13 protein-coding genes and 5 rRNA genes are annotated in these 21,726 nt (G+C 64.1%); 14 read left to right on the forward strand and 4 right to left on the reverse strand.

The genetic code is table 11. The features are described 5' to 3' along the window. The 5 genes from DXV50_RS00005 to rrf (DXV50_RS00025) form a co-directional block, all read left to right on the forward strand. Nucleotides 1-1,634, forward strand: a 23S ribosomal RNA gene (locus DXV50_RS00005); the annotation flags it as partial. Nucleotides 1,635-1,729: 95 nt separating this feature from the next. Beyond that, nucleotides 1,730-1,845 (forward strand): 5S ribosomal RNA (gene rrf / locus DXV50_RS00010). An 869-nt stretch (nt 1,846-2,714) separates the two neighbouring features. Further along, a 16S ribosomal RNA gene (locus tag DXV50_RS00015) occupies nt 2,715-4,231 on the forward strand. A 279-nt stretch (nt 4,232-4,510) separates the two neighbouring features. After that, nucleotides 4,511-7,454: ribosomal RNA gene (locus tag DXV50_RS00020) — 23S ribosomal RNA — on the forward strand. 94 nt (nt 7,455-7,548) lie between these two features. Next, nucleotides 7,549-7,664, forward strand: a 5S ribosomal RNA gene (gene rrf, locus DXV50_RS00025). A 152-nt stretch (nt 7,665-7,816) separates the two neighbouring features. On the opposite strand, the gene DXV50_RS00030 is transcribed toward rrf (DXV50_RS00025), so the two are convergent. Further along, nucleotides 7,817-9,955: a HelD family protein gene (locus tag DXV50_RS00030; protein ID WP_117204206.1), complete on the reverse strand. Its 2,139-nt coding sequence runs from the start codon at nt 9,953-9,955 to the stop codon at nt 7,817-7,819. 98 nt (nt 9,956-10,053) lie between these two features. On the opposite strand from DXV50_RS00030, the gene DXV50_RS00035 reads away from it, so the two are divergent. Beyond that, the gene (locus DXV50_RS00035) at nt 10,054-10,476 is read left to right on the forward strand and encodes a GtrA family protein (RefSeq protein ID WP_117204207.1); all 423 of its coding nucleotides are present in this window, start codon (nt 10,054-10,056) and stop codon (nt 10,474-10,476) included. Here the strand turns inward: DXV50_RS00035 and DXV50_RS00040 are convergent. Continuing rightward, nucleotides 10,473-11,450, reverse strand: coding sequence for a glycosyltransferase family 2 protein (locus tag DXV50_RS00040; protein WP_117204208.1), 978 nt, complete (start codon nt 11,448-11,450; stop codon nt 10,473-10,475). The two genes, DXV50_RS00035 and DXV50_RS00040, sit on opposite strands and share 4 nt — an antisense overlap. A 134-nt stretch (nt 11,451-11,584) precedes the next feature. Between DXV50_RS00040 and DXV50_RS00045 the strand changes: the two genes are divergently transcribed. Continuing rightward, entirely contained in the window at nt 11,585-12,511 is a 927-nt protein-coding gene (locus DXV50_RS00045; RefSeq protein ID WP_157966931.1) for a carbohydrate deacetylase, read from the forward strand. 12 nt (nt 12,512-12,523) lie between these two features. Here the strand turns inward: DXV50_RS00045 and DXV50_RS00050 are convergent, their stop codons facing one another. Further along, entirely contained in the window at nt 12,524-15,139 is a 2,616-nt protein-coding gene (locus DXV50_RS00050; protein WP_117204210.1) for a DEAD/DEAH box helicase, read from the reverse strand. A 330-nt stretch (nt 15,140-15,469) separates the two neighbouring features. Then, a complete protein-coding gene (locus DXV50_RS00055) occupies nt 15,470-16,297 on the reverse strand; it encodes a MurR/RpiR family transcriptional regulator (protein ID WP_117204211.1) in 828 nt (275 codons plus the stop codon). Between the two features lie 274 nt (nt 16,298-16,571). On the opposite strand from DXV50_RS00055, the gene DXV50_RS00060 reads away from it, so the two are divergent. The 7 genes from DXV50_RS00060 to DXV50_RS00090 all read left to right on the forward strand — a co-directional run bounded on the left by DXV50_RS00060 (nt 16,572) and on the right by DXV50_RS00090 (nt 21,702). Further along, nucleotides 16,572-17,012, forward strand: coding sequence for a PTS sugar transporter subunit IIA (locus DXV50_RS00060; protein ID WP_117204212.1), 441 nt, complete (start codon nt 16,572-16,574; stop codon nt 17,010-17,012). 74 nt (nt 17,013-17,086) lie between these two features. Then, on the forward strand, nt 17,087-17,584 hold the full coding sequence (locus DXV50_RS00065; protein WP_117204213.1) for a PTS system mannose/fructose/N-acetylgalactosamine-transporter subunit IIB: 498 nt from the start codon (nt 17,087-17,089) through the stop codon (nt 17,582-17,584). Between the two features lie 61 nt (nt 17,585-17,645). Then, on the forward strand, nt 17,646-18,446 hold the full coding sequence (locus DXV50_RS00070) for a PTS mannose/fructose/sorbose/N-acetylgalactosamine transporter subunit IIC (protein ID WP_117204214.1): 801 nt from the start codon (nt 17,646-17,648) through the stop codon (nt 18,444-18,446). After that, complete coding sequence (locus DXV50_RS00075; RefSeq protein WP_117204215.1) at nt 18,443-19,321, forward strand: PTS system mannose/fructose/sorbose family transporter subunit IID; 879 nt, start codon at nt 18,443-18,445, stop codon at nt 19,319-19,321. The genes DXV50_RS00070 and DXV50_RS00075 overlap by 4 nt, the downstream gene beginning before the upstream one ends. Before the next feature lie 131 nt (nt 19,322-19,452). Beyond that, nucleotides 19,453-20,100, forward strand: a complete 648-nt coding sequence (gene hxlA, locus DXV50_RS00080; RefSeq protein WP_117205917.1) for a 3-hexulose-6-phosphate synthase — start codon at nt 19,453-19,455, stop codon at nt 20,098-20,100. Nucleotides 20,101-20,110: 10 nt separating this feature from the next. Beyond that, the gene (gene hxlB / locus DXV50_RS00085; RefSeq protein WP_117204216.1) at nt 20,111-20,689 is read left to right on the forward strand and encodes a 6-phospho-3-hexuloisomerase; all 579 of its coding nucleotides are present in this window, start codon (nt 20,111-20,113) and stop codon (nt 20,687-20,689) included. An 11-nt stretch (nt 20,690-20,700) separates the two neighbouring features. Next, complete coding sequence (locus DXV50_RS00090) at nt 20,701-21,702, forward strand: dihydroxyacetone kinase subunit DhaK (RefSeq protein WP_117204217.1); 1,002 nt, start codon at nt 20,701-20,703, stop codon at nt 21,700-21,702. The last annotated feature ends 24 nt before the right edge of the window (nt 21,703-21,726 follow it).

Here is a 21,726-nt window from a genome sequence, read left to right on the forward strand (position 1 = left end):
CTGGCATGAGTAACGAGAGCGGGGTGGAAAACCCCGCCGCCGTAAACCCAAGGTTTCCTGGGCGAGGCTAATCCTCCCAGGGTCAGTCGGGGGCTAAGGCGAGGCCGGAAGGCGTAGCCGATGCACAGCGGGCCGACATTCCCGCACCCCGGAAGGGCGCTATAACCGATGGGGCGACGCAGGAGGGTAGCTGGACGGGGTTCTGGACGTCCCCGCGATGGCGCGTAGGGCGGCTCCCAGTGAAACGCGGGAGCCACGTGAGCCTGAGGCGCCGGACGAAGCCTTGTGGCGAAGCCAGTGAGCCCATGCTGCCGAGAAAAACCCCTAGGGAGCCCGACGGGGCCCGTACCGCAAACCGACACAGGTGGGTGGGTAGAGAATACCAAGGCGATCGGGAGAACTATGGTCAAGGAACTCGGCAAAATCGCCCCGTAACCTCGGGAGAAGGGGCGCCGGCCTGGGTGGGGGGACACGCTCCCCGAGCCCGGTCCGGCCGCAGCGAAAAGGTCCAAGCGACTGTTTACCAAAACACAGGACTCTGCTGAAGTCGTAAGACGACGTATAGGGTCTGACGCCTGCCCGGTGCCGGAAGGTCACGAGGAGCCGTCAGCGCAAGCGAAGCGGCGAATCCAAGCCCCGGTAAACGGCGGCCGTAACTATAACGGTCCTAAGGTAGCGAAATTCCTTGTCGGGTAAGTTCCGACCTGCACGAAAGGCGTAACGATTTGGACGCTGTCTCGACCATAGGCCCGGTGAAATTGCACTAGTCGTGAAGATGCGACTTACCCGCGGAAGGACGGAAAGACCCCGTGAACCTTTACTGCAGCTTGGCATTGGCTGCCGGGGCGCCGTGTAGAGGATAGGTGGGAGACTTCGAACCGGGACGCCAGTCCCGGGGGAGTCGCCCTTGGAATACCACCCTCGGCGCCTTGGCATCCTAACCTGCGGCCGTTATCCGGCGCAGGGACCGTGCCAGGTGGGTAGTTTGACTGGGGCGGTCGCCTCCTAAAAGGTAACGGAGGCGCACGTAAGGTCTGCTCGGGACGGTCGGCAACCGTCCTTGAGAGTGCAAGAGCGCAAGCAGGCTTGACTGCGAGACGGACAGGTCGAGCAGGTGGGAAACCAGGTTCTAGTGATCCGGCGGCTCAGAGTGGTATGGCCGTCGCTCAACGGATAAAAGGTACTCCGGGGATAACAGGCTGATCTTCCCCAAGAGTCCACATCGACGGGAAGGTTTGGCACCTCGATGTCGGCTCATCGCATCCTGGGGCTGGAGCAGGTCCCAAGGGTATGGCTGTTCGCCATTCAAAGCGGTACGCGAGCTGGGTTCAGAACGTCGTGAGACAGTTCGGTCCCTATCCTCCGTGGGCGCAGGAGAACTGATGGAGGCTGCCCCTAGTACGAGAGGACCGGGGTGGACGGACCTCCGGTGCACGGGTTGTCGACCAACGGCACCGCCCGGTAGCTGAGTCCGGTTCGGATAACCGCTGAAAGCATCTAAGCGGGAAGCCGGTCCAGAGATGAGTTCTCCCTTCGGTAAGGCCCCTCGTAGACCACGAGGTTGATAGGCCGCAGGTGGAAGCCCCGCGAGGGGCGGAGCCGAGCGGTACTAATCGGCCGAGCTCTTCCTTCGCGACCTTCTGGGGGATCCTTCGGGCGCGGTCACGCTGTGCGGCCCTGAGGGCACGGCCACGCGGCCCGCCCGTAAATCGCAGAACGCCCCTTGGCGGCCGGCGGCCATGGCAGGGGAGGCACACCCGGACCCATCCCGAACCCGGAAGTTAAGCCCCCGAGCGCCGATGGTACTGCGGAGTAAGTCCGTGGGAGAGCAGGACGCCGCCGGCCACCAAGGGGCATTTTGCCAGGGGAGGCCCCCTCCGCGAGAGCGGAGGGGGCCTCTTCTTATATGTACAGGGGTTGTGCACTATATAGAATGGGGGCCGAGGGGACCTCGCCGTCCCCTCGGCCCCCTATCGGCATGCGGGGGATGGCTGCGGTCAGCCCCCGAGGCCCGGGAGGAGGGGCGTGACGGGACCCTGGGAGAGGGCCGTCACGCGGTGCGTGGCGCGGCTGACGGCGGTGTACATGCGGCGCCTGCACAGGGGCGTCCTTTGTGACGGGCCATTTATCTCTCTTGATCTGTCTGGGAACATTTCTGACACGATTTTTCAGCGCATAGCTGCGTGGTATGCAGCACTCCTATTTCGAGACTGCTTAATTTAGTATTGGCGAATTGCTTTGCCTCGTGTTCCTCAGAACACTGGGCTTGGCTTAGCTTGATGACTTAAGATCTCCAGGTAACGGCCCTTCAATGCAAGCTAGTCCTCTGAGCTGGTATTTTCTCTGACTTGGACGGTCAGTGGCTGCTCCATCGCCCGCGGCGGCTTCTAGCCGCCCGCCCCCCGAGTTGTGTAGGAACCGTGAACCCGCCGATTCCCGCCCCGGCCCGGCGGGAGGCAGCGTATATTAACTCCTCGCGCGGCGGCGGGGCACAGAGCCCGGCACGAGCGCGGCGAACCTTGAAAACCGGATACCGCGGCCCGAGAGGGCCGACAACCAGGACAGACTATAGGACAGGTTCTTGATACATGAGTGGAGTGTCATATCACTCCCGTCGAGTTCCTTGTCCCAAGGGATCCGAGTTAAACGACATGGCGCTCACCGGCCGGGACGGCTCGAAGCGAAGACTTATCCAGGCCCAGGGCCTGGTTCTTTGAACGGAGAGTTCGATCCTGGCTCAGGATGAACGCTGGCGGCGCGCCTAACACATGCAAGTCGAACGGTTAAGGCGCCCTTCGGGGCGCGTATAGAGTGGCGAACGGCTGAGTAACACGTGGGCAACCTGCCCCCCGCACCGGGACAGCCTCGGGAAACCGTGGGTAATACCGGGTACTCCGCCACCCCCGCATGGGGGAGGCGGGAGAGCGTATGCGGCGGGGGATGGGCCCGCGGCCTGTTAGCTAGTTGGCGGGGCAACGGCCCACCAAGGCGATTATGGGTAGCTGGGTTGAGAGACCGACCAGCCAGATTGGGACTGAGACACGGCCCAGACTCCTACGGGAGGCAGCAGTGGGGAATCTTGCGCAATGGGGGCAACCCTGACGCAGCGACGCCGCGTGCGGGACGAAGGCCTTCGGGTCGTAAACCGCTTTCAGCAGGGACGAGGCCGAAAGGTGACGGTACCTGCAGAAGAAGCCCCGGCTAAACTACGCGGCCAGCAGCGGGTAATACGTAGGGGGCGAGCGTTATCCGGATTCATTGGGCGTAAAGCGCTCGTAGGCTGCCCGCTAGGTCCGGGGTCAAATCCGGGGGCTCAACCCCCGCACGCCCCGGATACCGGCGGGCTTGAGTCGGGTAGGGGAAGGCGGAATTCCAGGTGTAGCGGTGGAATGCGCAGATATCTGGAAGAACACCGGTGGCGAAGGCGGCCTTCTGGGCCTCGACTGACGCTGAGGAGCGAAAGCTGGGGGAGCGAACAGGATTAGATACCCTGGTAGTCCCAGCCGTAAACGATGGACGCTAGGTGTGGGGGGAGATGCCCTCCGTGCCGCAGCCAACGCATTAAGCGTCCCGCCTGGGGAGTACGGCCGCAAGGCTAAAACTCAAAGGAATTGACGGGGGCCCGCACAAGCAGCGGAGCATGTGGCTTAATTCGAAGCAACGCGAAGAACCTTACCAGCGCTTGACATTATGGTGAAGCCGGGGAGACCCGGTGGCCGAGAGGAGCCATAACAGGTGGTGCATGGCTGTCGTCAGCTCGTGTCGTGAGATGTTGGGTTAAGTCCCGCAACGAGCGCAACCCCCGTCGCGTGTTGCCAGCGGTTCGGCCGGGCACCCGCGCGAGACCGCCGGCGTCAAGCCGGAGGAGGGTGGGGACGACGTCAAGTCATCATGCCCCTTATGCGCTGGGCCGCACACGTGCTACAATGGCCGGCACAACGGGCTGCCACGCCGCAAGGCGGAGCGAATCCCCAAAGCCGGCCCCAGTTCGGACCGGGGGCTGCAACCCGCCCCCGCGAAGTCGGAGTTGCTAGTAATCGCGGATCAGCACGCCGCGGTGAATGCGTTCCCGGGCCTTGTACACACCGCCCGTCACACCACCCGAGTCGCCTGCACCCGAAGTCGCCGGCCCAACCCGCAAGGGGGGGAGGTGCCGAAGGTGTGGCTGGTAAGGGGGGTGAAGTCGTAACAAGGTAGCCGTACCGGAAGGTGCGGCTGGATCACCTCCTTTCTAGGGAGAGACAAGTCTCATCTAGAGAATCGATTATGACGACGGGCCGTCCCGTCAGGCCGAGGCGCCATGCCTCGGGTCCCTTTCGTCCCCTGGTTGCTCGCGGGCCTGCGCCCGCGCGGTGTCCGGTCCCCGGGGCTCGCCCTGGCCGTACCTTGAGAGCTGCATAGCGTGACCAACGAAGATTTTCTTCTAGAAGATCGCATCTCATGCAATATGACACCCAAGGCCCCACCAAGTGGGGCCGTATGAGTCGTTTAACCATACCGTCTGAGATAGAAGGAAGATGGTAAGGGCAGGCGGCGGATGCCTTGGCACAGGAAGCCGACGAAGGACGCGGCAAGCTGCGATAATCCGCGGTGAGGGGCACACGCCCTTTGACCCGCGGGTCTCCGAATGGGAAAACCCGGCGCGCCGTCGAGGCGCGTCGCCCTCCCCCCGAACACATAGGGGGGAGGGGGGCAACCCGGGGAACTGAAACATCTAAGTACCCGGAGGAAGAGAAATCAATCGAGATTCCCCCAGTAGTGGCGAGCGAACGGGGAAGAGGCCAAACCGGCCCGAGCGAAAGCCGGGCCGGGGTCGTGGGGCCGTCTACAGTGCGGTTACAAAGCGACGCGCGAGCGGAACCGGATGGGAAGCCGGGCCGAAGGGGGTTAGAGCCCCGTACGCGAAGCGCGACGCCCGCCTGACGGTGCCCGAGTACCGCCGGACACGTGAAACCCGGTGGGAAGCAGGGGGGTCCACCCTCCAAGCCTAAATACTCTCCTGTGACCGATAGCGCACTAGTACCGCGAGGGAAAGGTGAAAAGCACCCCGGGAGGGGAGTGAAACAGCACCTGAAACCGCCTGCCCACAAGCAGTCGGAGCATCGCCTTCGGGCGGTGTGACGGCGTGCCTTTTGTAGAATGAGCCAGCGAGTTGCGGCGCGTGGCGAGGCCAAGCCACGAAGCGAGCCGTAGCGACAGCGAGTCCGAACAGGGCGCTAAGTCGCGCGCCGCAGACGCGAAGCCGGGTGAGCTATCCATGGGCAGGCTGAAGCGGGGGTAAGACCCCGTGGAGGGCCGAACCCACCTAGGTTGAAAACTGGGGGGATGACCCGTGGATAGGAGTGAAAGGCCTATCAAACCCGGAGATATCTCGTTCTCCCCGAAATAGCTTTAGGGCTAGCCTCGGGCGTTTACCATGGGGGGTAGAGCACTGGACTGCCGCGGGGGCCTCACCGCCTACCAACGCAGACCAAACTCCGAATACCCATGGTCCACAGCCCGGGAGTCAGAACATGTGGGCTAAGCTGTGTGTTCGAAAGGGAAACAGCCCAGACCGCCCGCTAAGGCCCCCAAGTCGATGTTGAGTGGCAAAGGATGTGCGTCCGCCCAGACAACCAGGATGTTGGCTTAGAAGCAGCCACCCATTCAAAGAGTGCGTAATAGCTCACTGGTCGAGTGGACATGCGCCGACAATACACGGGGCTAAGCATCGCGCCGAAGCGGCGGACCGGAACCATGCGTTCCGGTGGTAGGGGAGCTTCCCGTGCGCGGGGAAGCCGGGGGACGACCCCCGGTGGAGCGCCCGGGAGTGAGAATGCTGGCATGAGTAACGAGAGCGGGGTGGAAAACCCCGCCGCCGTAAACCCAAGGTTTCCTGGGCGAGGCTAATCCTCCCAGGGTCAGTCGGGGGCTAAGGCGAGGCCGGAAGGCGTAGCCGATGCACAGCGGGCCGACATTCCCGCACCCCCGGAAGGGCGCTATAACCGATGGGGCGACGCAGGAGGGTAGCTGGACGGGGTTCTGGACGTCCCCGCGATGGCGCGTAGGGCGGCTCCCAGTGAAACGCGGGAGCCACGTGAGCCTGAGGCGCCGGACGAAGCCTTGTGGCGAAGCCAGTGAGCCCATGCTGCCGAGAAAAACCCCTAGGGAGCCCGACGGGGCCCGTACCGCAAACCGACACAGGTGGGTGGGTAGAGAATACCAAGGCGATCGGGAGAACTATGGTCAAGGAACTCGGCAAAATCGCCCCGTAACCTCGGGAGAAGGGGCGCCGGCCTGGGTGGGGGGACACGCTCCCCGAGCCCGGTCCGGCCGCAGCGAAAAGGTCCAAGCGACTGTTTACCAAAAACACAGGACTCTGCTGAAGTCGTAAGACGACGTATAGGGTCTGACGCCTGCCCGGTGCCGGAAGGTCACGAGGAGCCGTCAGCGCAAGCGAAGCGGCGAATCCAAGCCCCGGTAAACGGCGGCCGTAACTATAACGGTCCTAAGGTAGCGAAATTCCTTGTCGGGTAAGTTCCGACCTGCACGAAAGGCGTAACGATTTGGACGCTGTCTCGACCATAGGCCCGGTGAAATTGCACTAGTCGTGAAGATGCGACTTACCCGCGGAAGGACGGAAAGACCCCGTGAACCTTTACTGCAGCTTGGCATTGGCTGCCGGGGCGCCGTGTAGAGGATAGGTGGGAGACTTCGAACCCGGGACGCCAGTCCCGGGGGAGTCGCCCTTGGAATACCACCCTCGGCGCCTTGGCATCCTAACCTGCGGCCGTTATCCGGCGCAGGGACCGTGCCAGGTGGGTAGTTTGACTGGGGCGGTCGCCTCCTAAAAGGTAACGGAGGCGCACGTAAGGTCTGCTCGGGACGGTCGGCAACCGTCCTTGAGAGTGCAAGAGCGCAAGCAGGCTTGACTGCGAGACGGACAGGTCGAGCAGGTGGGAAACCAGGTTCTAGTGATCCGGCGGCTCAGAGTGGTATGGCCGTCGCTCAACGGATAAAAGGTACTCCGGGGATAACAGGCTGATCTTCCCCAAGAGTCCACATCGACGGGAAGGTTTGGCACCTCGATGTCGGCTCATCGCATCCTGGGGCTGGAGCAGGTCCCAAGGGTATGGCTGTTCGCCATTCAAAGCGGTACGCGAGCTGGGTTCAGAACGTCGTGAGACAGTTCGGTCCCTATCCTCCGTGGGCGCAGGAGAACTGATGGAGGCTGCCCCTAGTACGAGAGGACCGGGGTGGACGGACCTCCGGTGCACGGGTTGTCGACCAACGGCACCGCCCGGTAGCTGAGTCCGGTTCGGATAACCGCTGAAAGCATCTAAGCGGGAAGCCGGTCCAGAGATGAGTTCTCCCTTCGGTAAGGCCCCTCGTAGACCACGAGGTTGATAGGCCGCAGGTGGAAGCCCCGCGAGGGGCGGAGCCGAGCGGTACTAATCGGCCGAGCTCTTCCTTCGCGACCTTCTGGAGAGGCTTCGATCCCGGTCACGCTGTGCGGCCCTGAGGGCACGGCCACCTGGCCCGCCCGGAACAGCAGAACGCCCCTTGGCGGCCGGCGGCCATGGCAGGGGAGGCACACCCGGACCCATCCCGAACCCGGAAGTTAAGCCCCCGAGCGCCGATGGTACTGCGGAGTAAGTCCGTGGGAGAGCAGGACGCCGCCGGCCACCAAGGGGCATTTTGCCAGGGGAGGCCCCCTCCGCGAGAGCGGAGGGGGCCTCTTCTTATATGTACAGGGGTTGTGCACTATATAGAATGGGGGCCGAGGGGACCTCGCCGTCCCCTCGGCCCCCTATCGGCATGCGGGGGATGGCTGCGGTCAGCCCCCGAGGCCCGGGAGGAGGGGCGTGACGGGACCCTGGGAGAGGGCCGTCACGCGGTGCGTGGCGCGGCTGACGGCGGTGTACATGCGGCGCCTGCACAGGGGCGAGTCCCGGTAGACCTCCGCCTGCGCGTCGGGAATAATCACGTGGTCAAACTCCAGACCCTTGGCAACGCGTAACGGCAGCAGAACGATGCCCGTTGCGGGGAGCGTGGAGTTCTTTCCAAGTACCGTGACCGCGTCGCCCAGCTGCTTTGCCAGCCAACTTGTGCGCGAGTCGCTCTCGGTAATGATGGCCGTAAGGCCAGACTCCTCGCGAGCGGCCTCTGCAAGCTCTCTGAGGCGCGTCAAGAACCCCTCCCGGTCGTCTACTCCAAACTCCTCAACTTGGGGCTTCTCGCCGGCTCTGTGGACGCTGGAGATTTTGAGCTGCGTGTCGTGATCTATGAGGCTGCAGAAGAGCTCAGTGATCTCGGGAGAGGAGCGATAGCTGGTAAGCAGCCGGCACTCCTCCACGGAGTTGTGAGTATCCTCAAAGATTGACTTGATCTGGGGGAACGTTGCCGTTCCCTCCATGATTGCCTGGTTCTCGTCGCCCAAAAGGAGGAAGTGGGCGCGCGAGAAGTGCCTTGCCAGAACCATGAGCTGGCTCTCGGTATAGTCCTGGACCTCGTCGATCATCACGTAGCGGGCGTTCTTGTCGCCGGCTCCGGTAATGAGGAGCTTGAGGTAGAGCCATTCGGTGGCAGAAAGGGCCTGCTGGCCAAGAAGCCTCATGCCAATGCGGTCGAACCTGATCCAGGCAAGGGCATCAATCAGGTCGTGCGCCTCTGCGTAGCGGTGCTCGAGGTACTTCTGGGTAAGGTCCGCCGTCTCCTTCTCGTCGTCGGGGCTGATGGTCTCGCCAAAGATCTGGACCTGCTCGTCCACGTCGAGTCCGAGCATCTCCTCCTGGATCTCATCGTCCTTGGACATCTGCGAGAGACGACGAGAAAGTCGCTCGTGCAGCTCGTCCTTCACCAGGGCGCAGAACCGCGAGCCGATGCCAAAGCGCTCGAACTTCTCGACGGCGCTCTGTACCTGGACGGCCTTGAGAAGCACGGTGTCGCCGAGGCGGATTTCCTTGAGGTCCTCGGGCTCAAGCGCGAGGCTTGGGATGGCCTGCTCAAGGCGGCGGAGCTGTTGGGGGCTGGTCTTCTCGCCAGAATCTCGCTGACCGGCACCTTGGGCCGTAACAAAGTCCTTCCAGGTGAAGACCTGCGGGTTAGACTCGCCCATGGAGGGCAGCACGGTGTCGATGTAGTTCTCAAAGACGCTGTTGGGAGTGAAGAGGTAAACCTGGTCCGGGTTGAGCGTCTTGCGCTCGCGATAGAGGAGGAAGGCGATGCGCTGAAGAAGGACGCTCGTCTTGCCCGACCCCGCAATGCCGTTGACCAGCATGACGGGCACGTCCTCGTGGCGGACGATGCGGTTCTGCTCCCTCTGGATGGTGGCCGTGATGGCCTGGAGCTTCTCTGAGTGATGCTTCTTGAGGGCGCTCAGCAGAAGGGAGTCCTCGATGGCCACCGTGGTGTCAAAGTACATGTTGAGCTTGTCGCGCACGATGTCAAACTGGCGGCGCAGCTCGAGGTTGACCGTGCGCATCTTGCCGTCGACGGAGTAGCTGGTGGGGCCCATCTCGTGGTTGTAGTAGGTCTCGGCGACGGGGCTTCTCCAGTCAACCACCAGGGGAATGGAGTGCTCGTCGGTCATGCCGGCGGCGCCGATGTAGACGTCTCGCGCGGGGCGCCCGGGACGCATCTGGAGCTTGACCTTGGCAAAGTAGGGCTGCATGAGCAGCAGCATCACGCGGCGGAGCTTGTCGACGTTGAAGTCGTGGTACTGGTTGTAGGCGTCGATGACGGAGTTGAGCGTCTCGATTGCCGCCAGGGTCTCCATGGTCTCGTCGGCGCCGCCAAAGTCTAGGCGCACCTCCTCGCTCATGGTGATGAGGTCCTGGGCCGCGCCCGCGTGGCTGCTCTCCAAGTCTGCCGAGATGGCGTCGCGCATCTGCAGCAGCTTTTGGTAAAGGGAGGAGAGGTGCGCCTGCTCCTCCTTAAAGACGGGGTCGTTCTGCTGGTCTAGCTGGTCGGACATGCTGACTGCTCCTACGGTTGCGAGAACAATGAGTTATTAATGCTAGCGCAAAATGGGGGCTAGACTTGATGGCTGGGAAATCGTCAGGGGAGAAGCGCATGCGCAAGCTCATCGAGCAGTTTTTGAAGTTCGGCGTCGTCGGAACCATTGCCTTCTGCATTGACTATGGCGTCCTGATGCTGCTCTCGCAGGCGTTTGGCGTGGACCCAGTGCTGTCGGCCGCGGTCTCGTTCTGCGTCTCGGTCGTCTTCAACTACATGGCGTCAATGCGCTACGTCTTCACGCACCGCGAGGACATGAGCCGCGGCCGCGAGTTCGTGATCTTCATCGTGCTCTCTGCGGTGGGGTTGGCTATCAACGAGATTTGCATGGCCGTGGGCGTGGCCGTCTTGGGCACCTCAGCCCTTATGGTGACCGTCACCAAGCTCTTTGCGACGGCGGTGGTCATGGTCTGGAACTTCTTCAGCCGCAAGAAGTGGCTGGACGGCGGAGAGGCCGCTAACGAGAGGGGCCAGCGCTAGCTGCGCTCGAAGCCCGTCTGCGTGACCTCGGCACCGTTTGCCGTAATGACGCGCTTGGCAATGTAGACGGGACGGCGCTTGCCCTCAAGGTAGATGCGTGCCACGTACTCGCCGATGATGCCAAGCGTCAGAAGGGTGAGGCCTCCCAAAAGCAGAATGAGGCAGACGATAGTGGGGTACCCACTGGGGACCCTGTCGGTCGCAAAGGCTTCCCAGACCACTACGAAGAAGTAGATGACGGCGGCAAGGGAGGACAGCGCCCCAACCAGGGTGGCCAGCTTGAGCGGCGCCGTCGAGAACGCGAAGATGCCTTCGATGGCATAGGACATGAGCTTGCGAAGGGACCACTTGGTGGTGCCTGCCGCGCGCGGGGAGGGCTCGTAGGCAAACGGGATGGTCTCAAAGCCCACCCAGGCAAAGAGCCCCTTGGAGAAGCGGTGGTACTCGGGCATGGAGAGAAGGGCCTCTGCTACGCAACGGCGAAAGACGCGGAAGTCGGAGGCGCCGGCAATCATGCCGGAAGTGCCCTGTGTGATGCCCTTGAAGACCCGGTAGAAGGCACGCTTGAGCAGCGCCTTGAGTGCGCCCTCGTGACGGGTGCTCTGGTAGGCGGCGACACAGTCTGCCTCTGGGTGGCAAATGAGCTCCTGGTACATGGCAAGAAGCGTCTCGGGCTCCTGCTGCAGGTCCGCGTCCATGATGCCCAGGACCTCCCCCGAGGCGTGGGAGAGCCCGGCGAGAAGCGCTGCCTCCTTGCCAAAGTTTCGGGAGAAGTCCACTCCCACGACGCGCGGCGCGCGCCCAGAGCGAGCAAACTCGTCGATGAGCTGCCAGGTTTGGTCACGACTTCCATCGTTGACGAAGACGAGCTCATAGGAGAGGCCGGTGGTGCCAAGGGCTTCGGTGATGCGGTCAAACAGCAGCGGGAGGCACTCGTGCTCCTCGTAGCAGGGTATGATCACCGAAAGGTCCATGCGCTCCTCCTGTTGTCCTTGCGCGTCCACAACCCGACAGATGTCAGGGGAGAGACAAACGCACCTCACCTATACTAGCCGCTGCGAGACAAAAACACCCAAGGCACATGCCTTTTGCAAGGAAAGCGGTTCAGATGGATTTCATCTTTCATGCAGATGACTTTGGAATAACGCCGGAGCAGTCGCGAAGGATTCTGGAGTGCTGCGACGGCTGTCCGGGTGGTCGCGGGCTGCTCAACTCGCTGAGTGTGCTGGCTGGCTCTCCCCGCTTCGAGGAGTGTGCGAGCCTGCTTGACGGACGTCCTGAGGGGCTGCGCGTGGGCGTGCACCTCAACTTCGTGGAGGGACCCTGCTGCGCCGACCCGGTCGACGTTCCCCTCCTAGTCGATGAGAAGGGCATGTTCAAGCTGGGTTACGGTGGGCTTCTCGCCGGGTCCTGGGGCGCGGGCGCGGCTGAGCTGCGCCGTCAGCTGACGATTGAGGCGGCGGCGCAGATTGCGCGGGTGGTGGGGCGCTTTCCGGAGCTCGCCACCCACCTGCGCGTGGACGGCCACCAGCACACCCAGCTCATCCCAGCCGTCTTTGACGCTACGCTGGAGGCCGTGAGGCAGAGTGGCTGCACCCTTGAGTACCTGCGCGTTCCCGCTGAGCCGACCGCACCCCTCCTGCGCTCGGGCGTCGCTGGTACCATCAAGCCGATCAACTGGGTGAAGCACGCGCTTCTCAATGTCCTGTGGCGGCGGGACCGGCGTGCCCTCGCCGCATCCGGCCTGCCGTCCTACGAGAGGGTCTCGGCGGTCTTCTGCGGCGTGCTCTTCTCGGGGCACATGGACCAGGGGCGCGTGTCTTGCGTGCTGCCGGCACTCACGGATGAGGCGCGGAGGCGGGAAATGCCTCTTGAGCTGCTGTTTCATCCGGGTCGCGTGGCCAGCGCGACAGAGTGCCTGAACCCGGCGCTGCCTGGCTTTGTGGAGTTCTCCTGCGGGGAGGGGCGCGACGTGGAGCACGACGCCCTGAGGTCCGAGGAACTCAGGGCGTCGTTTGAGGCGGTCTGCGGCTAGTGAGCTGTGGGGCTAGTCGTCGACGAAGCCCACGCGGTAGTGCGTGAAGACGACGGCGCCCTCCTCCTGGGTGGCGTCGAGGTCGACGTCTGCCCAGATGCCAAAGTCGCGGTCGTCGTCGCTGTCGCGGAAGACCTGGTGGACGTGCCAAGCGTGGCCGCCCTCCTCGCGCGGGGTGCGCTCGTCCTTCTCGTCAATGGAGTAGTAGGCGGTGCTGCGGGCGTCTGCGTCCAGGAGGATGTCCTCGTGCTCCTCGTGGAAGCGGTCGAGGGCCTGGCGCCAGACGGGCGCCCTCCAGCCCCAGTCCGCGTCTAGGCTGCCCAGGGTGTCCGTGTCGCCGAAGGCGGCCAGGCGCACGCGGGCAAAGAGCGCGTTTCTGACCAGGAGCGTGAGGGCGCGGCGGTCGTGGACCACCTCGCCTGCGGCCTCGGGAGGTGCCACGTCCACGCTCTCGGCGCTTCCGGCGGCGCTCCACTCGTCCACGAGGCTGGAGTCCACGGAGCGCACGACCAGGCCGAGCCAGGAGATGATGTCCTCGAGGCGCTCGTCTCGCTTGTCCTGGGGGACGGTGCGGTCGAGCGCGCGGTACGCCTCGGAGAGGTAGCGTAGCAGCAGGCCCTCCGAGCGGGCTATGCCGTAGCGGCCGATGTACTCCTTGAAGTCGCTGGCGGTCTCGACCATGTCGCGCAGGACGGACTTGGGCGAGAGGGCAAAGTCGCGCGCCCAGGGCACGGCCTCGCAGTACTGGGCAAATGCCGGCTCGAGGACGTCCTCCAGGGGCTTGGGCCAGGTGACGTCCTGGAGGCGCTCGATGCGCTCGTCGTACTCCACGCCGTCGGCCTTCATCTCGGCCATGGCGCGGTCTCGTGCGGCGCGCTGCTGGGCCCTCAGGATCTGCGGCGGGTCCTCGAGCGTGGCCTCGGCCATGGATATGACATCAAGCGCGTAGGTCTCGCTCTCCGGGTCCAGGAGCTCCAGCGCGGCAAGCAGGAAGGGCGAGAGGGGCTGGTCGAGCGCGAAGTCGTCGGGCAGGTCGACGGTGGTCTGGTAGCTGACGGAGCCGTCCTCGGCCTCCTCGCGCGTGACCACGCCGGCGTCCAGCAGCGTGGCGATGATCTCGTCGGCGCGCTGGTGCAGGGCGACCTTCTCGGCGTCCGGCTGGGCGGAGTCATCGACGAGTCGGTGGACGCGGACCATGGCGTCCCCGCCCTGCTCGACCTCGGCGAGGACCATGGAGTGGCTGACCTTCATGCGCGGGCGAAGCGGCTCGGGCACCGCGGTCTCAAGCCGCTCGAAGGTCTGCTTGTTCCAGCCGACGAAGCCCTCGGGCGGCCTCTTTGCCTTGCTCTTCTGGCGGGCCTTCTTGGGGTCTCCGCCGGCCTTGCGCAGGGCGCGGGCGTTCTCGATGTCGTACTCGGTTGCCTCCGCGATGACCATTCCCTCGGTGTCAAAGCCTGAGCGCCCGGCACGGCCCACGATCTGGTGGAACTCGCGGGCGTTGAGGTGGCGCATGCGGCGGCCGTCGAACTTGGAGAGGGCCGTCAGGACCACGGTGTGGATGGGCACGTTGATGCCCACACCCAGCGTGTCCGTTCCGCAGATGACGGGGAGAAGCCCCTGCTGGGCGAGCTTCTCGACGAGCAGGCGGTAGCGGGGGAGCATACCGGCGTGGTGGACGCCGACGCCGCAGCCCAGGAGGCGCTGGAGGGTCTTGCCGAAGGTGGTGGTGAAGCGAGTGCCCTTGATGGCCTCCTTCACGGCTTCGCGCTGCTCCTTGGTGGAGACGCCGTAGCTGGCCAGGGACTGCGCGCTCTTGAGCGCCGCGTCCTGCGAGAAGTGCACGATGTAGAGGGGCGCCTCGCCCTTGCGCAGGGCCAGCTCGACGGCGCCCTCGAGCGCGGTGTCCACGAACTCGTAGGAGAGGGGGACGGGGCGCGGGGCGTCGGCCAGCACGTCGACAGCACGGCCGGTGTGCTCCTCGAGCGAGGCCGCGATGGCCGTGGTGTCTCCCAGCGTGGCGCTCATGAGGAGGAACTGCGTGTGGGGCAGGGTGAGCAGCGGGACCTGCCAGGCCCAGCCGCGGTCCGGGTCCGCGTAGAAGTGGAACTCGTCCATGGCGACGCAGCCCACGTCGCACTTCTCGCCCTCGCGGAGCGCCTGGTTGGCCAGGATCTCGGCCGTGCAGCAGATGATGGGCGCCTCGGCGTTGATGGAGGCGTCGCCGGTGATCATGCCGACGTTCTCCTTGCCAAAGAGCTCGACGAAGTCAAAGAACTTCTCGCTGACCAGGGCCTTGATGGGGGCGGTGTAGTAGGAGCGGCGGTCTGTGCAGACGCTCATGAAGGCAAGACCCAGGGCAACCATGGACTTGCCGGAGCCGGTGGGCGTGCCCAGGATGAGGTTGTCTCCGGCCGCGAGGTCGAGGAGGGCCTCCTCCTGGTGGGGCCACAGCTCTATGCCGCGAGACTCGACCCAGCCCAGGAAGAGCTCGAGGGCCTCGTCGGCGGGGATGTTGGGGTAGGTGGACTCGTCGGGCCAGGGGATGAGGCGCCCGAGCGAGCCGTGGCCGTTGGGGCCTTCGTCGACGGCGTTGGCGTCGAGCGCGGCCTCGGTGGTGCTGTCTGACATGCGGTGGGGCCTTTCTGCGAAGTTGACCCTCTCATTATGGCGTCCGCCGGTCGCTTGGCGGACGGCGCGTGCCGAATGTGCCGCAAATCGGGCAGGTTGCGACAGGATGGCCCCCGCGTCCGACCCCGTGGTCTATCTTTCAAGCTGCGAGCGGAAGCGGTCCGGCCCAATCGGCGTGATGCGCCCTGAGCCACTCCTCCCCCTCCTTCCCCGGCTCTGTCCGGCCAGGACCTCCCTCGCCTTGCCTCGGACGGGCCGGACGTCGCAGATGACGACATCCGGCCCATCTGCTTTTTCTGGGGCTGTGACGCGGGATGGCGACGAGAGGCCCTAGAGCTTCCAGTGCGAGATGACCTCCTCGCTGCGGTGGCCGCTGTTGATGGACGTGCCACGGTCGGTGAGGAAGTAGAGGATGAGGTCGTTTATGACGAGCTCGTGCAGGTGGGACGTTATGCCGAAGTCGCCGAGAAGCTCGTCCTGGTCGCCCGTGCACAGGATGCAGTCGGCAAGCGAGCCCGCCTCGCTCGTGGGGTCGTTGGTGATGAGAACGACTTTGATGCCCTGCTCGCGAGCGACGCGCATGGTCTCGAGGGAGACCGTCGACTGCCCCGTGTGGGTGAACACTATGAGGATGTCTCTGGGGTCGGCGATGACGAGGCTCCTGAGAACGTACTCGGTGCTCTCGGTCGTGAAGGTGTTGACGCCGCAGCGCGCCAGCCTGTGGGCGAGGTCGGCGGCGACCACGGAGCTGTTGCCCCAGCCGAAGACGAAGACGGTGCGGGCGTCGCGCAGCATGCCTATGGCCTGATGGACGGCATCGGAGTCGAGCGTCTTCGATATGGAGAGAATCCCCTCGTCCGTCCTGCGCAGGAACTCGACGATGTCGTTGGGCTCCTCGTCGGGGCCCTCGCTGGCTCGAGGTGCCTCCGGCTCGGCGCTCAGCTCCATGGCGAGGCTGATCTTGAGCTGGTGGAAGCCCGTCTCGCCAACGAGCTTGCACATCCTCATGACGGTGGCATCGGAGGTTTCGCTCGCCTCGGAGAGGCGGTTCATGCTCATGCGAACCACGCTTGAGGGCGAGGAGAGAATGTAGTCGGCGACGCGCTTCTCGGCGTCGGTCATGTCTTTGTAGCAGGTGCGTATGTTGTCGAGGACCATGGCTCTCCCAAGTGCTTCGGCCTGTGGCGGATTGCTCTGAAGTATAACTTCAGCCAGTGAAGCAAAGATATCATGCAATGGGGGAGAGACGGACGCCTCGCCATGGGACGGGAGAGCTGCGAGCAGGGTGTTTACCTGTGAGTGGAGCAAAAATCCACGTGAACGGAAAAGCAGAAGTCTTTCTCCACCAATGGTTGACTACGGATGTTGGCTGAAGTAAAACTGCACTCGGAAAGAGAAACGAAGTTTTCCTTCTAAAGCGAAAGGGGACGGCATGGGGGAGAGAAGGGTGCTCCTGGCATCCCACGGTCATCTGGCGAGCGGCCTGAAGAGCTCGCTGCAGATCCTTACGGGAGACGCCTCGGCGGTCACCGCGATTGACGCATACGTTGACGAGACAGACTTCGTGCCGACCATCGAGGAGTTTCTCGCCGCGTCCGAGGAGGGCGACGAGACCATCGTCTTCACCGACCTGCTCGGCGGCAGCGTGTTCCAGAAGGTGAGCGTACTTCTGGCGAGCCACCCGGGCGTCATCCACGTCACCGGCATGAACCTGGCCGTGGTCATCGGCTGCTTGCTCTCTGACGAGCCCCTGACCCCCGAGGTGGTGGACGGGGTCGTGGCGATGGCCTCCGATGCTCTTGAGCGCGTCGAGATTCCCGGTGCCGACCCCGCGAACGAGGGCGATGCCGCGGACGACGACTTCTTTGCTTAGCCGACTGCGTTTGGGCCGCACTGGCGGCCTTGGGAAGAAGCGATGCCGCGAGGGCGGCAGAAGGGAAACCAGCCATGATCATCCAGATTCGCGTTGACGACAGGCTCATTCACGGCCAGGTGGCCATCCTCTGGTCCAAGGAGCTCAACAGCAAGGGCCTTTTGGTTGCCAACGACAGGGCCGCATCCAACCCCACCATCTCCGCGACGCTCAAGATGGCTTGCCCCAGCTCCCAGAAGCTGCTCATCAAGTCCGTCGACGACGCCATCAGGATTGCCAAGGACCCGCGTGGCGGCTCCATGCGCATCTTCGCGCTTGTCGACTGCGTCGCCGATGCGCTGAAGATCGTCGAGGCGTGCCCGGAGGCCGTCGGCGAGGTCAACGTTGCCAACGTCGGCCGCTTTGACAACTCCGATCCCGCCCAGCAGGTCAACCTCATCAAGTCCGTGATGCTCAACCCTGACGAGCTCGAGGCCTGCCGCAAGCTCGTTGCAACCGGCGTCACGGTCATCCACCAGGTCACCCCGACTGACCGCAAAGTGTCCGTCGAGGACCTTCTCAAGACGCTCTAGGGAGATCCGGAGCTCCCTGGCACGTATCAAGAACGCAACAAGGAACGGAGGGTATCAAGAAATGCTGTACACAGCGACAATGGCTCTTCTCGCCGCATTCGTGGCCAAGTGGAGCAACAACCTGCTGGGCCAGGCGCTGACCGAGCGCCCGCTCGTTGCAGGCCTCATCGCCGGCCTCTTCCTGGGCGACGTCCAGACGGGCGTGCTCGTCGGCGCCGCGCTGGAGGCCGTCTTCCTCGGAATGGTGGACGTGGGCGGATCCGTTACCGCCGAGCCCGTTACCGCAACGGTCCTGGCGGTGGCCTTTGTCTCCACCATGGGCATGGAGCAGGGCACCGCGGTCGCCCTGGCCGTCCCCATCGGCCTGCTCGGCGGCCTGGTCTACTCGGTCATCCACCTCTCTATCTCTTCCCTGGCCGCCCCCCTCATCGAGAAGGCCGCTGCCACGGGTGATCCGAAGAAGGTCAACCTCGTCTGGTTTGTCGGCGGCGGCATCAAGCACTTCATCGTTGCCGTTCCGACCTTCCTGGGCGTCCTGCTTGGCGCCGAGCCCATGAGCGTCGTCATGAACCAGATTCCCGACCAGGTCATCGCCGGCCTTACCGCAAGCGGAAGCCTGCTTCCCGCTGTTGGCATGGCAATGCTCATGAAGATGCTCTGGAACAACAAGATTGCCATCTACTGGTTCCTGGGCTTCATCCTGGTTGCCTACATGGGCCTTGGCACCGTCGGCGTTGCCGCGTTTGGCGCCGTCATCGTGACCCTGGTGGTCATGAACGACCTGGATGCCATGAAGAAGGAGAAGGCCTCGATCGCCGCTGGCACCGTGGCCGCTGACGAGGAGGAGGACTTCTTCGCATGAGTGACGAGAAGACCCTGGCCACCAAGCCGGAAAGCGACGTGAAGATCAACCTCAGCACCAAGGACCTGCCCGCTGAGGACCGCAAGATGCTCAAGAGCATGTTCCTGCGCACCAACTGTCTCTATGCCCTGTGGGCGGGCCAGGCCCAGGCGGCGGCCGGCGGCATGCTCTTCACCATGGAGCCCGCGCTCAACCGCTATTACGCCGACCAGAAGAAGCGCGCCGAGGCCATGAGCCGCTACACCTCCTGGTACAACATCACCCTGAACGTGCACCCCGTCGTCTCCGGCATCTGCGCCGCCATGGAGCGCGACGCCGCCGAGGACGAGAACTTCGACGTGAGCAACATCCAGGCCGTCAAGGCGTCCCTCATGGGACCCCTGTCCGGCGTCGGCGACGCCTTCTTCTGGGGCGTCTTGCGCATCATCGCCGCCGGCATCGGCATTGGCCTGGCCGCCACCGGCAGCCCCTTGGGCGCCATTGCCTTCCTGCTGATCTACAACATTCCCTCTTGGATCGTGCGCTGGGGCTGCCAGGTCCTGGGCTTCAAGCTCGGTACCTCCTTCATCTCGAAGGTCTCTGAGTCCGGTCTGATGGGCGTGGTCACCAAGGCCGCCGGCATCCTCGGCCTGCTCATGATCGGAGCCATGACGGCGTCGAACGTGGCCTTCAACGTGGCCCTGACCATTCCGGTCGCGGGCTCTGACCCCATCATGGTCCAGACCTACCTCGACGCGATGTTCAAGGGGCTCATCCCCATGCTCATCACGCTCGGCTGCTTCAAGCTCCTGAAGAAGAACGTCAATGTCCTGTGGATCATCCTGGGCATCATGGCGCTTGGCCTGGTCTGCGGCCTGTTTGGCATCGTCGCCTAGCAAACGTTCAGACGCCTTTTTCCAATCGGTTCAAAAGCAACGGACGGCATGGCCATGCGCTCGGCGCGATGGCTGGCGAAAGCCTTGGCAAAAACGGCCGTGCCGTCCGCTGCGCGCAAAAGGAGGAGAGCATGGCAGACAAGAAGTTCCAGGTCGCCCTGGACCTCTTTACCATCGAGGACGCAATGAGGATCCTCGAGCAGGTTGGCGAGTACGTCGACATCATCGAGGTGGGCACCCCGCTCATGGTTGCCGAGGGCGCCCGCGCCGTCCGCACCATCAAGGACGCCTATCCCACCAAGACCGTCTTTGCCGACATCAAGGTCATGGACGGCGGCGGCGAGGTTCCCAAGTCGTGCATCCAGGCCGGCTGCGACATGTTCAGCGTCCTGTGCGCCTCCGATGACGCCACCCTTCGCGCCGCCATCGAGCTTGCCCACGCGAACGACGTCATGGTCCTTGCGGACATGTGCAACGTCAAGAACATGGAGGAGCGCGCCGCTCAGGTTGCCCCCATGGGTCCGGACTACCTCTGCTGCCACGTTGGCTTTGACCGCCAGGCCACCGGCGCCGACCCCGTCGAGGAGCTGAAGCGCCTCTCTGGCGTCTCCACCCCCAAGGCCATTGCCGGCGGCATCAAGCTCTCCACCTTCAAGGCTGCCGTCGAGAGCGAGGCACAGGACATCATCTCCGGCGGCGCCATCTTCAACGCCGAGAAGCCCGGCGAGGTCGCGCGCCAGATGCGCGAGATTCTCGACGCCTACAACGCAAGCCACTAGGAGGTCGAACATGAGCGAGTCAACGGAGATGGCGGTCAACCAGATCGCCGCGCTGGGAGCGCGTCAGCTGGCCGGCATCCTCGAGGGCGTGAGCGGGGAGAGGCTCCAGGAGCTCATCGCCCTCATCGATGAGGCGCCGCACGTGTACTGCTGCGCCGCGGGAAGGTCGCTGCTCATGATGAGGTGCATGGCCATGAGGCTCATGCACATGGGGTACGCGAGCTACGTGGTGGGGGACACCACGACGCCGGCGTTCCACGAGGGCGACCTGCTGATTTGCGCCTCTGGCTCCGGTACCACCTCCTGTGTCCTCAACGTGGCGAGAAAGGCCCGCGACCTCGGCGGCCGCGTCGCCTGCATCACCATCTCCGAGGACTCGCCCCTGGCCGAGCTCAGCGACGTCGTCGTCAGCGTCCCCACCTTCACGGACAAGGGCGACTTCGACGCCAGCGAGCGCACGGTCATGGCCGGCGGCTCCAGCTTCGAGCACGCCGTCCTTCTCCTCTCTGACGCCATGGTCGTTCCTATGGCCGCCGCAAGGGGCTTTGACATCAACAAGGGCTTCCCGCTTCACGCGAATCTTGAGTAAAGGGGCGTTTGATGAGCAAGATCATGAACGAGGCTTCCGGCTTCGTCGACCAGAGCCTCGCCGGCATCGTGGCCGCCAACCCGAACGACCTCGCACTTTGCGAGACCTCCCGACGCAGCGTGGTGCGCGCCGGCCAGGCCAAGGGCGACGGCAAGGTCGCCATCGTGACCGGTGGCGGCTACGGGCACCTTCCGGTGTTTCTGGGCTACGTGGGCCAGGGCATGTGCGATGGCTGCGCCGTGGGCAACGTCTTCACCTCCCCGAGTGCCGAGGCCATCGTCGAGTGTGCCAGGCAGGCCGACCGCGGCGCGGGCGTCCTGTTCCTCTTTGGCAACTACATGGGCGACTCCATGAACTTCGACATGGCCTCCGAGCTGCTTGAGTTTGACGACATCCAGACGCGCGTGGTCAAGTGCTCCGACGACGTCGCCTCCCTCCCGCGCGAGCGCTGGCAGGAGCGCCGCGGCGTGAGCGGCATCTTCTTCGCCTACAAGCTCGTGGGCGCCTACGTGGAGCAGGGCCACTCCCTGGACGAGGTCGCCGACTTCGCCCGTCGCGTGACCGAGAACGTCTCCACCTTCGGCTTTGCGACGAGCTCCTGCCAGATTCCCGGCGAGAAGACCACGGTCTTCCAGATCGGCGAGGACGAGACCGAGCTCGGCATGGGCATCCACGGCGAGCCCGGCGTCGAGCGCGCCGGCAAGATGACCTCCGCCGAGCTTGCCGCCTACCTTGTTCCGAGGCTCGTCGCTGACCAGGGGCTTGCCGCTGGCGACAAGATTGCCGTGCTCGTCAACTCACTCGGAGCCACGTGCGAGGAGGAGCTCTACGTCCTCTATGCCGACGTAAAGCAGCTGCTTGACCAGGCCGGCATTGACGTGAGCCGCGTCTTCGTGGGGCGCTACGGCACCTCGATGGAGATGGCCGGCGCATCGCTCTCCTTCCTCAAGATGGAGGACGACTTCTCCGAGTATCTGAACGCGCCCGCCTCCACGCCCTTCATGCGGTTCTAGGAAGCTGCGGGCTCTGGGGAACAC

Source organism: Paratractidigestivibacter faecalis (assembly GCF_003416765.1).
Classification (GTDB): Bacteria; Actinomycetota; Coriobacteriia; order Coriobacteriales; family Atopobiaceae; genus Paratractidigestivibacter; species Paratractidigestivibacter faecalis.

Excerpts from the sequence above, each read along its gene's own strand:
- DXV50_RS00040 (WP_117204208.1), bottom strand. The coding sequence starts at position 11,450 with ATGGACCTTTCGGTGATCATACCCTGCTACGAGGAGCACGAGTGCCTC.
- DXV50_RS00065 (WP_117204213.1), top strand. The coding sequence starts at position 17,087 with ATGATCATCCAGATTCGCGTTGACGACAGGCTCATTCACGGCCAGGTG.
- DXV50_RS00060 (WP_117204212.1), top strand. The coding sequence starts at position 16,572 with ATGGGGGAGAGAAGGGTGCTCCTGGCATCCCACGGTCATCTGGCGAGC.
- DXV50_RS00030 (WP_117204206.1), bottom strand. The coding sequence starts at position 9,955 with ATGTCCGACCAGCTAGACCAGCAGAACGACCCCGTCTTTAAGGAGGAG.
- hxlB (WP_117204216.1), top strand. The coding sequence starts at position 20,111 with ATGAGCGAGTCAACGGAGATGGCGGTCAACCAGATCGCCGCGCTGGGA.
- DXV50_RS00070 (WP_117204214.1), top strand. The coding sequence starts at position 17,646 with ATGCTGTACACAGCGACAATGGCTCTTCTCGCCGCATTCGTGGCCAAG.
- DXV50_RS00050 (WP_117204210.1), bottom strand. The coding sequence starts at position 15,139 with ATGTCAGACAGCACCACCGAGGCCGCGCTCGACGCCAACGCCGTCGAC.
- DXV50_RS00045 (WP_157966931.1), top strand. The coding sequence starts at position 11,585 with ATGGATTTCATCTTTCATGCAGATGACTTTGGAATAACGCCGGAGCAG.
- DXV50_RS00075 (WP_117204215.1), top strand. The coding sequence starts at position 18,443 with ATGAGTGACGAGAAGACCCTGGCCACCAAGCCGGAAAGCGACGTGAAG.
- DXV50_RS00035 (WP_117204207.1), top strand. The coding sequence starts at position 10,054 with ATGCGCAAGCTCATCGAGCAGTTTTTGAAGTTCGGCGTCGTCGGAACC.
- hxlA (WP_117205917.1), top strand. The coding sequence starts at position 19,453 with ATGGCAGACAAGAAGTTCCAGGTCGCCCTGGACCTCTTTACCATCGAG.
- DXV50_RS00090 (WP_117204217.1), top strand. The coding sequence starts at position 20,701 with ATGAGCAAGATCATGAACGAGGCTTCCGGCTTCGTCGACCAGAGCCTC.
- DXV50_RS00055 (WP_117204211.1), bottom strand. The coding sequence starts at position 16,297 with ATGGTCCTCGACAACATACGCACCTGCTACAAAGACATGACCGACGCC.